General features: G+C 71.0%; 6 protein-coding genes and 1 pseudogene. 4 read left to right on the forward strand and 3 right to left on the reverse strand.

Translation table 11 applies throughout. The annotated features are described in order from the left end of the window. Positions 1-129: 129 nt before the first annotated feature. Positions 130-2,436, forward strand: a complete 2,307-nt coding sequence (locus CAP_RS46440) for a 2OG-Fe(II) oxygenase (RefSeq protein WP_052376669.1) — start codon at positions 130-132, stop codon at positions 2,434-2,436. Positions 2,437-2,486: 50 nt separating this feature from the next. Here the strand turns inward: CAP_RS46440 and CAP_RS37360 are convergent, their stop codons facing one another. Further along, positions 2,487-2,924: a hypothetical protein gene (locus CAP_RS37360; protein WP_156041492.1), complete on the reverse strand. Its 438-nt coding sequence runs from the start codon at positions 2,922-2,924 to the stop codon at positions 2,487-2,489. Positions 2,925-3,138: 214 nt separating this feature from the next. Continuing rightward, positions 3,139-4,026 carry an alpha/beta fold hydrolase gene (locus tag CAP_RS37365; protein ID WP_044249828.1) on the reverse strand — a complete coding sequence of 296 codons (888 nt, stop codon included), beginning with the start codon at positions 4,024-4,026 and terminating at the stop codon, positions 3,139-3,141. 135 nt (positions 4,027-4,161) lie between these two features. Here CAP_RS37365 and CAP_RS37370 point away from each other — a divergent pair, with 135 nt between their 5' ends. The 3 genes and pseudogenes from CAP_RS37370 to CAP_RS37380 all read left to right on the forward strand — a co-directional run bounded on the left by CAP_RS37370 (position 4,162) and on the right by CAP_RS37380 (position 8,669). Then, complete coding sequence (locus tag CAP_RS37370) at positions 4,162-6,729, forward strand: DUF2169 family type VI secretion system accessory protein (RefSeq protein ID WP_044249830.1); 2,568 nt, start codon at positions 4,162-4,164, stop codon at positions 6,727-6,729. Between the two features lie 201 nt (positions 6,730-6,930). Then, positions 6,931-7,200: pseudogene (locus tag CAP_RS55905) on the forward strand (PAAR domain-containing protein); the annotation flags it as partial. 845 nt (positions 7,201-8,045) lie between these two features. Next, on the forward strand, positions 8,046-8,669 hold the full coding sequence (locus tag CAP_RS37380) for a hypothetical protein (RefSeq protein ID WP_044249832.1): 624 nt from the start codon (positions 8,046-8,048) through the stop codon (positions 8,667-8,669). A gap of 45 nt (positions 8,670-8,714) precedes the next feature. Here CAP_RS37380 and CAP_RS37385 read toward each other — a convergent pair. Beyond that, positions 8,715-10,838: type VI secretion system Vgr family protein (locus tag CAP_RS37385; protein WP_052376670.1), on the reverse strand; the 2,124-nt coding region annotated here is incomplete at its 5' end.

The raw sequence follows: 10,838 nt of genomic DNA on the forward strand, positions 1-10,838 counted from the left end.
GTGATCCCGCGGTATTCCGCGAAGGAGCCTCTTTTTCCCAGTCGATCGGCGATGCATTCCCGTGGCAGGTTCCGGCGCTGTCGCGGTGCGGACGCCAGCGACCAGGCCCTCCCCCACAGGAGCGACGACATGACAGCCTCCATCTCCGACCTGCTCGCCCAGCTCAAGGCCCCTGGCACCTTTGCCGCGCGCCTCTCCGCGCCCGCAGAGGATCTCGACATCGAGGTGACCGGCGTCGGCCCCCTGCGTTTCCCCATCAGCCCGACGGTCGCCGGGAAGCTCCGTGGCGTGGCGCGCCCCTCGCCCTTTGGACTGCGCGAGCAGACCCTGCACGACCCGAGCGTGCGCAACACCTGGGAGATCGCGCCGAGCCGGGTGAAGATCGCCGCGCGACGCTGGAAGCCCGCGCTCGCGGCGCACCTGCGGACCCTCCAGGCCGAGCTGGGTATTCCCGAGGAGCGCGAGATCGAGGCGGTCTTCGACAAGCTCCTCCTGTACGAGGAAGGCCAGTTCTTCAAGCCTCACCAGGACTCGGAGAAGAGCGACGAGATGGTGGCCACGCTCGTGGTGATCCTGCCCTCGGCGTACAGCGGCGGCGCCCTGACCGTGGAGCACCGCGGCGAGAAGAAGCACTTCCGCCGCCTCGCGAACCAGAACACGGACCTCTCGCTGCTCGCGTTCTACGCCGACTGCTACCACGCCGTGAGCCCGATCAAGCGCGGCGTCCGGGTGGCGCTCACCTACCGCCTCTCGCTCCGGAACCACGCGCAAGGCGGGCGCCCTCTGACGCCATCCGACCTCGTGGACCGCCTCACCGACAGCATCCGCGAGCACTTCGCGGTGCCCGTCAGGAGGCGCTACAGCCAGTCCGAGCCGGCGCCGCCCGAGCGACTCGTCTACCTCCTCGATCACGAGTACACGCAGCGAAGCCTCTCCTGGAGCCACCTCAAGAACGGCGACGGCGTCCGCGTCGCCGCACTGCGGACCGCGGCCGAGCGCCTCGACGGCGAATGCTTCCTCGCGCTCGCCGACGTCCACGAGGTCTGGACGTGCGAGTACGACGACTGGGAGGAATACGGTGGTTCGTTCGGCTGGGACGATCCAGAGGATGAGGCCGACGAGACGGACGAGTACACGCTCGGCGATCTTCTGGACAGCGACATCGCGCTTCACCACTGGCTGGACGCTCAAGGCAAGCCCATCGAAGGCGTCCCCGGCGAGGTCAGCCTGGCAGAGCTGCACCTCACCCGCCCCTCCACCGATCTGGCTCCCTTCAAGAGCGACTACGAAGGCTACCAGGGCAACTACGGCAACACCGTCGACCGCTGGTACCACCGGGCGGCCTTCGTGACGTGGCCCCGGGACAACACCTTCGCCCTGAAGGCGCAAGCCTCGCCCCAGTGGGCCGTGGACGAGCTGCTGGCGCTGCCGCGTGGAGACACGGCCGCGCTCGAAGCGAAGATCACGGCGCTGCTACCCCACTGGCCACGCACGGCCGGCGCCGTCGAAGGTGCCCGCTTCTTCGCCAGGCTCATCAAGCTCTCGACGCGCATCCACGACCCCGCGCTCGCGCGCGAATGGCTCTCGCCGCTGGGAGCACACCGCCTCCAGAATCAGGCGATGCGCCGCGATCTCGTGACCCTCGTCGACAGGCACGGCCTCCCCTGGGCCAGAGACCTGTTCTCGGACTGGGCGGAGCGCCCGCACTGGGCCACGCCTCCCTTGGCCTCCCTGCTCACCGACCTCTGCGAAGCGCTGTGCGCGAGCCAGCGCCCACCCTGCGAGGCGCTCTCCAGGTGGCTCCTCGAACGCGAGGCGAAGACGGCGCGCGAGCGCTGCGTCACCGCCCTGACCCAGCAGGAGCCCTGGCTCGACCTCGATGTCTTCGCTCCCGGGTCCACCCACCTCGCTCACGTGCTCGCGGCGGCCGCGGCGGTGTCCACCCCCGAGATCCTCGACGACCTCACCACCTCCCTGCTCGACGGAGACCAGCGCTTCCCCACGGCCTTCTTCGTGCAGCTCTCCCAGGCTTGTGTTGCCAGCTCCCCGGCCTTCCGCGCCCAGCTTGCCGGCTCGCGGCTCCACCGCACGTGCGTCGAGCGCCTCGACGCGGTCCTGAAGGCGCCCGTGCGCGCCCCCGATGACTGGACCCTCACCCACCCGCTGCCCTGCACCTGCGCCGACTGCAAGGTGCTCTCCAGGTTCCTCCACGCCCCCGACACCGAGCACGACTGGCCCTTGAACAAGGAACGCCGCCTGCACATCCACCGCATGATCGACGGCGCGCAGCTACCCGTCCTGCACACCACACGCCGGCAGGGAAGCCCGTACGTCTTGCAGCTCCGCAAGGACGCCTCCCTGTTCTCGCGTGAACGAGCCTACCGCGCGCACGTGAAGGCCACGCTGAGCGCTCTGCGCGCCCTTCACGCCCGCTGAGCCTCGCCCCGTCGAAGCCTGGCCTGCCCTGCCGAGAGGCCTCTCCGTCCTCAGTCCAGGCTCTCCGCCACCAGCCGCGGCGTCGCCTTCGCCGACTCCACCAGCACCTTCGCCTTCACCTTCACCTGCGCCCCTGCCGCGGGCATCTTGTGCTTGGCCACATCGAAGAAGATCAACGCTCTCCCGGCGTCGTCGACCAGGTGGAAATAATCGAGCTTCCCCGCGTCCTCGCCCGTGATCTCCCGCGCATTGAGCGCGCGGTTGGCGTCGTCGATCAGCTCCACGCGGCCCTCCAGCACGCAGATCGCGTTCTCCGTGAGGTCCGTGTACGACCGCGTCGTGCACTCCGGCGTGCTCGTCCGCGCCATCAGCACCACCGCGAGCCCCACCACCCCGGCCACGATGACCCCCACCAGGCCAGCGACGAGGGCCTTGGAGCGCGGCTTCATCGGCGGGCGCGCTGGCGGACTCGCTACAGGTTCATCCATGACACGCGATGAGAGCACGCCCTCACGCGGCGCCACAACCAGGCCTCCCCGTAGCCTGCCGTCCGTCGCTTCATGAGCGTGGTGTGCCCGAGACGCAGCCAGGACACCCCTGCTTGGCCACCTTGAAGAACACGTTCGCCTTCCCCGCACCCTCGACCAGGTGGACGTCGTCGAGCTGCCCGCCGCCCAGCCCTCCCGCGCCCCCCGCCTCACCTCACGCCTGCGTGCGCGCCAGGATCGCCTCCGCCACCGTTCGCTGCACTGCCGCGATCAGCGCGTGCCCCATCCCCGGAACCTCCACGCAACGGCTCCCCGGAATCTTCCCCGCCAGATACCGCCCGTGTGGCGGCGGATTGAGCGGATCCGCCATCCCCTGGATCACCAGCGTCGGCGTGGTGATCCCCCCGAGCTCCGCCCCCCGCGCGAGCGCCACCGGCTCCGCCAGCAGGTGCGTCATCGCTGGATCCAGCGTCCCCGCGTGATCCATCACCCGCTCCTCCATCGCCCGGAACGCCTCCGCATCGAACGGCAGCACCTCCCCCGAGAGCACCCGCCACTCCGCCACCCGTCGGTCCAGCTCCGCCTCCCGATCCCGCACCCCCTGCGCCCGCCCTCCCAGCGCCTCCAGCACCTCTCTCCTCGGCGTCGGCAGCCCATCCAGCGACGGCAGTCCTGCCATTGCACGCTGCATGTTCCCCACGAAGTCCACCCCCAGCGCCGCCGTCATCATCACCGTCAGCGTGCGCAGCCGCTCCCGGTGATCGAGCGCCAGCACCTGCCCCACCGTCCCTCCCATCGACATCCCCACCACGTGCGCCGCCTCCACCCCGTGCCCATCCAGCACCCCCACCGCATCCCGCGCCAGGTCCTCCACGCTGTACGGACGCGCCGCAAACGCCCGCCGCGTCGACGTGCCAGTATCCCGGTGGTCGTACCGGATCACCCGGTGCCCTCCTGCCGCCAGCATCTTCACGAACGCCTCTGGCCACACCAGCCCCGACGCATTCGCCCCCATGATCAGCAACAGCGGCGCCCCCTCCGGATCTCCCACCGCCTCGCTCCAGATCTCCACCCCTCCCACCCGCACCCTGCGCTCCGTCATGCCCTCGTCTCCCCGTGTTCGGTCATCCGAGCCGCCGCTCTCCTGACGAACTTTCCGGCGACCCTGCTGCGCGGCGAAGGGTAGCAGCGCCCCCACGGCCCTCGTGCCTCCCGCCCGCGCTGATACCATGCTCCCGTGCACCTCACCTCCAGCGCTGCCGCTCTCCGCGTCGCCTCCCGCATCTGGCCCACCGCGCGCGGCGGCTGGAACCTCACCCTCGTCTGCAAAGCCACCTACCGCCTCCAGCCCGGCGAATCCCCCGTCCACGACACCCCCGAGCCCGTCTTCGAGGACGACACCCACTGGAACGACGACCCCACCCGCAGCCTCGCCATCGCCTCCGATCTCGCCCCCTTCAAGCCCCGCGCCGATGTCGTCCTCGTCGGCAGCGCCCACGCCCCGCGCGGCGTCCCGGCTGCCTCCATCGTCGTCCGCCTCGTCGTCTCCGACCTCGACAAGTCTCTTGAAGCCTTCGCCCCCCGCGCCTGGACCCAGGACGGCCAGCTCCGCGAAGGCCCCCGCGTCACCAAGGTCTCCCTCCGCTACGAGCGCGCTGCCGGCGGCCCTGGCTCCTGGAACCCCGTCGGCGTTCGCGCGGATGCGCCACCCGACGCGCACGGCCAGGTCCCACTCCCCAGCCTCCAGCCCGTGGGCCTCCACGTCACCTGCCGTGAGGACACCATGGACCCCATCGGCTTCGGCCCCATCGCGCCCACCTGGCCCTCGCGCCGGGACCGCCTCGGCCGTCACGCCGGCACCTGGCCTCACGACCGCTGGTGGGAGCAATCCCTCCCCGAAGGCTTCGACCCGGGCTTCTTCAACGTCGCCCCCCGCGACCAGCAGATCGCCGAGCTTCACGACAACGCCCGCCTCGTCCTCGAGCACCTCCACCCCGACCACCCCCGCCTCGTCACCAGCCTCCCCGGCCTCCGCCCCCGCGCCAGCGCCGCCCGCCCTGGCAGGCTCGCCGAGGAGATCCCCCTGCGCTGCGACACCCTCTGGATCGACACTGACCGAGGCCTCTGCACCCTCGTCTGGCGCGGCCGCCTCTCCCTGAGCCACCCCGAGGAAGCTGGACGCATCGTCGTCACCGCGGAGGGCACCGGCGCCTCTCCCGCATCGAGCCGTGCCGAGCCCTCTTCCGGCACCCGCGTCCCCGCGGCACCTCCCAGCCAGCCCCGGCAGCCTGTGGACCCCGAGGGCACCCTCAGCCCGGGCCTCGATGCCGTGCTCACCCTAGACCTGGAGGAAGACGACGACGCCGGCCGTACCCTCAGCCTCGCGGCCCGCGCCGCCCAGCGTCTCGCCGCCCTCCCTTTCCTCGACGACCTGCCTGAAGACGGTCGCGCGACCCTGCCCATGATGCCCGCGCCTCCTGCCGGGCAACCCGCCCCCTCATCCGATCCGCGTTCCGCCTTCCAGCCCCGCGTGGACACCGGCACCCTCGTGCAGCTCGACCCCGCGTCTCCCGTGCCGGGCCCTGGCAGCGCAACAGCGCCCGCTTCCCAGCCCCGCGTGGACACCGGCACCCTCATGCACCTCGAATCGCCGCTCCGCGCGGCGACCCCGGGCAGCGCCGCGCTCCCCTTCGCGCAAGAGCCTCCGCCCCGCGCGGCGACCCCGGGCAGCACCGCGCTCCCCTTCGCGCAAGAGCCTCCGCCCCGCGCGGCGACCCCGAGCAACATCGCGCTCCCCTTCGCGGTCCCCTGGACTCCGCCCGCGTCTCCCACCGCCCCGCTCACCGTCACCGATCGCGGCGCGGTCGACCCCCCTCCCGAGAGCGCGCTGCCGCCCGACGTCACCGAGGAGTTCCCGGCATTCTCCGTCCCCCTCGCGGCAGCCCCACCCATGCCCTTCCGCACCGCCGCCAGCGCTGCACCTTCCTGGGGCACGCCCGCCGACGCCGCCCCTCCGACCGCGACCCCGAGCCGCGCTGCGCTCCCTTTCGTGGCGACACCTGCGACCTCTTCCCCGGCAGCCGCGCCGCGCCCCGAAGCCGCGCCTCTCTTCACGCCCGCCGCCGCGCCGCCGCCTCCACTGTCCGCCGCCGCGCCGCCGCCGCCGCCGCCGTACGCCGTCGCTCCGCCGCCCCTGGTGTCTGCTGCTGCCTCCACGGACGCCCCGTCCTCCGGCCTGCGCGAGCCCCGCCTTCACCTCTCGCCGGAGCCTGCGCCGAAGCCCGCGCCGAAGCCCGCGCTGGAGCGCCAGCCCCCTGAGGGCCAGGCGCCGCCGGGCACCGAGGCCGCCCCGCCGCCCGCCGAAGCACCCGCGTCGAGGACCCCGGCCGACGTTCCCCTGGAACGGTGCGCGGAGATCTCTGCCTCACTCGCCTGCCGCCCGGCCGAGAGGGCGACGATCCTGAAGGAGCACGACCTCGCCCCCGAGACGTGGGCGACCGTCGAGCGCCGCTGGGTGGAGGCGATCCGCGGCGAGACTGCCCAGGGGAAGCAGGCGCTCCTGAAGCGGTTCGACGCCGCCTACCTGGAGCGGCTCGAAAAGGAGCGCGGGCCCATCCTGCCGGTGGAATATGCCCGGATCACGGTCGCGCTGGAGCGGGGCCAGGTCGATCAGGTGCTCGTGGACCTGCGCATCCCGAAGACCGCCCTGATGCGCGTGGAGCGGGTGTGGCTCCGGCGGATGGCTGCAGAGCCAGCGCTCGATGACGGCGTGCGCGAGGCCGTCGCGGCCCAGCGGGAGTTGTGACGCGCCCCGGCAAGGCGGCAGGGCGACAGGGCAGGGCGTCTGGGCGGCAGGGCGGCAGGGCAGGGCGGCAGGGCGGCAGGGAAGGGCGGCAGGGCGGCAGGGCGGCCAACGACGCGCCGCGTACGGCTGGATCCGCGCGATGAACGCCCCGCTTCGAGGCAGCGTGCGCATGGCGTGCTCTGATAGCCTGGTCGTCCCGCCATGACCGAGCTCGCTGCGCGCGTTGGGGATCCGCACGTCTGCCCTGCCCATGTCGGAGGCCCGATCCTCCCGCCGGGGTGCCCCACCGTCGTCATCGGCAACCTGCCCGCGGCCCGCGTCGACGACCAGTGCGAGTGCCAGGGCGCGGTCGACGTGATCGCCACCGGGGCAGGCACGGTGCTCATCGGCGGCAAGCCGGCGGCCCGCATGGGCGACACGACCGAGCACGCGGGCGTCATCGTCTTCGGCTTCCCCACGGTGCTCATTGGCTCGGGCGGCGACCCCGTCGACGACCTTTTCAAGGACCCGTACCTCAAATCGTTGATTGGCATGAAATTCGAGGGTGAGAACGACCCCGAACTCCGGAAGGCGATGGAGACGCTCGCCAGGCATCGCGACGACCCGGATCACCCCGAGGTCGCCGAGGCGCTGGCGAAGATCGCGGAGCTGCGAAAGCGACCTCTCTCGGAGCTCCAGCAGGAATGGAAGCGCACCCTGGATCTCGAGGCCGAGCAAAGACGGAGGATCGCCGAGAAGGGGCTCGACCCGATCGAGGAACTCAACGAGAAGAACCGTGATTTCATGGGCACGACCTCGCAGCTCCGCTATGGCAAGGTCGTCGGAGACGCGCTCGGTGTGGACCCCGTCTTCGGCGCGTACCTGAATCCCACCGGGGGGCTCGTCGGTCCGGGCAACAAGGCGGTGGATTGCAACGACTCCGCGCTCGGGTATCACGGCGCTGTGCACGACGCCGCAGGGTATCTCTACAACTATCAGCAGCGGGGCCCCGGCTACAATTACCTCCGGCGTGAGAATCGTGACACCAGCGATCCGCTCAGCGGACAGCGATCCGGCATCGAGTACTGGCGAGGCCAGCTCCCGGACCGAACCCTGAAGCAAAAGGTCGTGGACCGGCTGGGTAACCGCGTCATGGATGGGGTCGTCCCCATCTGGGACAACGGCGGCTCGACCGTCTGGGAAAAGGGGAACAAGGCCTACGAGCGCATCTCCGGGGGTTACAAAGATGCCCAGGAGACCGAACGCGAGGCGCGCGAGCGTGTCCGAGACGCCTCCTCCGATGCCTGGAAATGGCTCACGGGTGAGAGCGAGGAACCATGAAGGCATTCACCCTCGACATCGACGAACTCGCGGCGCTGGTTGGCCTCCTGAATGCGCGCAAGCTCGTGGGCCTCGACGAGGCGCTCTTTCAGGCGTTCACCGAGGAGAACCTCCCCCGCCTCATGGCGAAGCTCCAGGCGCACGGCTGGGTCGAGCCGGCGGAGCGCCCGGGGACGTGGCATTTCGATGAGGACCTGATGCAGACGCTGGCCGTCGCCGTGGCCCCCGAGATCGCGGTGCTGGCGCGGACGCTGGGGCCGAGCAGGTCGATCGTCTTCTACCTGGCCGACGACGAGACGACCGGGATCGCGGTGACGGACGAGCAGGCCCTCGTCGCGCGCCTCGACGATCACGGGGAGATGGTCGCGCAGGTGATGATGTTCCTGAACGAGAAATGGCCCGCGGAGATCATCGTCGCCCGCGTGGCGGGGCAGGACTTCGACGCCGGCCGCCGCGCGGAGGTGGACGCCTCGGGCCTGTCCATCGCGCCTGCCTCGGGGCGCGCGCCTGCCTCGGGGCTCATGCCCGCGGGGAAGACCCCCTGGAGCACCGAGGCCGTGACGGCGTTCCTCCGCGGTGCGGTGGACGAGCTGCGCGCCGGCCGTCGGCGCTGGGGCTGATCCACGCGGCAGGCGCCCCCGTCAGGGCCCCGGCGGCGCCCGGCGTCACGAGTTGATCTTCACCATCGGCCCGCCCTTCACGTTCACGTCGCCGCCTGACGAGACCAGGTTCAGCACGTTGCCCCCGAGCACGTTCGTCACCCCGGGTGATACCACGTTCACCGCGCTGGTGCCGACCACGGTGACCTCGCTGGCCACGATCGAGATCTTGGACCCGTCGACGGTGATCGACGCTCCCGCGCCCGAGTCGAAGACGATCTTCTTGTCCTTCATCGTGGCCGTCGTCGGACCCCCACCACCGGCCGCCGCGCCGCCGCCACCGCCGCCACCGCCGCCTCCGCCGCCTCCGCCGCCGCCGCCGCCGGCCGTGGGTCCGTCGGCGGGCACGATGCTGATCATGTGCGTGTCGCCCACCGTCGTCGCGTCCACCGCGCCGACCATCGTCGAGCGGTTCACGCCCACGGCCAGGGCCTGGTTCGACCCCACCTTGACCTGCTCGTTCTGGGCGACCATGTGGGCGCGGTTGCCGCCCACGGTGAGGCTGTCGTTGGCCTTGACGCGCTTCGTGCGGTTGTTGCCGATGGTGACGTCTTCGTTGTTCTTGACGCGCTTCTTGAGGTCCTTCTCCGCCTGGATGTTGAGCAGCTCCCGGCCCTTGGCGTCCTCGAACATCATCTCGTTGTAGCCCCCGCCGCCGCCCGTCGAGTTGCTCTTCCACCCGCTCTGCGTCTTGCTCTCCGGCAGCTTGTACGGGACCTTCTGCAGGTTCGTGTACACCCGCCCGACGATGATCGGCCGGTCCGGATCCCCGCCCAGGAAGTCCACGATCACCTCCTGCCCGACGCGCGGCAGGTTCATCCCCCCGTAGCCGGCCCCGCCCCAGGCCTGGCTCACGTGGATCCAGCAGGAGCTGCTGTCGTCCATCTTGCTCTCGCGGTCCCAGTGGAAGTGCACCCGCACCCGCCCGAACTCGTCGCAGTGGATCTCCTCTCCCGGAGGCCCCACCACCGTCGCGCTCTCCACTCCGTTCACCTTCGGCTTGGGCGCGGACAGCGGGGGTCGGTACGCCACCTCGGCGCTCACCGCCTCGCACTGCTGCGTCCACGCGCCGTTCTGCGTGCCCTCCAGGCTGCACTCCAGGATCAAGAGCTTCCTGTCCGGCCCCAGCTCCGACTTGGGGTGGTCGAGCATCCCCATCACCACCCCCGGGGCGAGATCGTGCGCGTCCGTCGAGAAGGTGCACTGCTTCCCGGTGGCCCGCTTCGCCTCCAGCCGCTTCCGCGCCAGCGCCTCGCCCTCTTTCTCGTCCACCCGGCTCTTGCCCTTGTCGTCCGCGACCGGGTTGTCCTCTCCCTTGTCGGCCCTGAACAGGAACGCCCCCGGCGTGTAGTGGAACCGCTCGAGCCGCGACTCCACCCCGCGCGCCAGCGCCTCGGCGCTCTTCGCCAGCTTGTAGGTCGGCGGTCGCCGGTAATCGTGGTCCTGCATCGTGTACCGGCCCGGCCGCACCCGCTGCCCGAAGCGGACCCCCGTCACGTACTCGTTCGCGCCCGCCGTGGTCACGTCGTCGTGGAAGCGGATCCTCGGCTCCCGCAGCGGGTTCGCCTGCGGCGCGTCGGCGAGCACCAGCCGGGTCTCCTCCTCGCCCTCCACGAAGTAGAAGGTGATCCCCGCGTCCTCCAGCATCCGGCACAGGAACGAGAAGTCGCTCTCGCCGTACTGCACCCGGTACTTGCGGGGCTTGTAGCTCTCGGTCAGCTTCTCCTCGAACGGGATCGACCACTCGTCGAGCAGCTTCTTCGCGATGTCCAGCTCCGACATCTGCTGGAACATGCGGTAATTGCGCCGCTGGGTGAGCAGCCACAGCGTCGGCACCAGGCTCAGCTCGTAGACCGACTCCCCCTCCTCCTCGGCGCGGAGCTGCTGGATGTGGTTGCACAGCCCGGTCCAGGTGCGGCTGTGGTCCCCGTGCCGCAGGTGAAACCGCGCCTCCTGCCCCACCACCTCGTCGAACGCGAGGTCGGCGTTCCTGCTGTGCACCACGAGGGTGACGCTGAACAGCGCGGAGAGCCGCTCGTGCACCGAGACGTGATGCACGTCCAGCGCATCCCCCGTGGCGATCTCCACCGCGAGCCCTGCCTCCCGGCTGCCCGCACCGCCCGCGCCGCC

It is taken from the genome of Chondromyces apiculatus DSM 436 (genome assembly GCF_000601485.1).
Taxonomy (GTDB): Bacteria; Myxococcota_A; Polyangia; order Polyangiales; family Polyangiaceae; genus Chondromyces; species Chondromyces apiculatus.

Coding starts and splice junctions, on each gene's coding strand:
- CAP_RS46440 (WP_052376669.1), top strand. CDS start 130: ATGACAGCCTCCATCTCCGACCTGCTCGCCCAGCTCAAGGCCCCTGGC.
- CAP_RS37360 (WP_156041492.1), bottom strand. CDS start 2,924: ATGGATGAACCTGTAGCGAGTCCGCCAGCGCGCCCGCCGATGAAGCCG.
- CAP_RS37365 (WP_044249828.1), bottom strand. CDS start 4,026: ATGACGGAGCGCAGGGTGCGGGTGGGAGGGGTGGAGATCTGGAGCGAG.
- CAP_RS37380 (WP_044249832.1), top strand. CDS start 8,046: ATGAAGGCATTCACCCTCGACATCGACGAACTCGCGGCGCTGGTTGGC.